General features: G+C 41.8%; 1 protein-coding gene. It reads right to left on the bottom strand.

All coding sequences use genetic code 11. The annotated features are described in order from the left end of the window. Positions 1-160: 160 nt before the first annotated feature. A partial coding sequence (locus AC1DLB_RS32450; protein ID WP_477786589.1) for a hypothetical protein occupies positions 161-361 on the bottom strand: 201 nt, incomplete at its 5' end.

Raw genomic sequence — 361 nt, 5'->3', positions numbered from 1 at the left:
CGCTAGCACCGCACCAATTGCGGGCAAGCCAATGGCCGGGCCGGACATGCTTTCTGATCTGGAAGCTCGCCGGGGTGGGGTATTTCCATGCAGATGCCAAGAGTGATCTCCATATGTGTGTATATTTTTATAAGTTATTTATTGTGTATATTTTTATAAGTTATTTATCAATCCCCACGTTAACGCCAACTGATCTAAGAATATACAGATAATTGCTTGATCTGATCAGGCTCTTGAGTGGGTATTTTTTTGATGCGCCTGCTCGGTCAATTAACTTGATTATAATGCCTTGCGTTTTCTCAGAAAAAAACAAGCACATTATTCCCAGTAAGCACACAAGCACATTATTCCCAGTAAGCAC

This window comes from Pseudomonas sp. 05N434 (assembly GCF_056396965.1).
The sequence above is the reverse complement of the archived record's forward strand: the minus strand, read 5'-3'. Positions and strand labels throughout refer to the sequence as shown.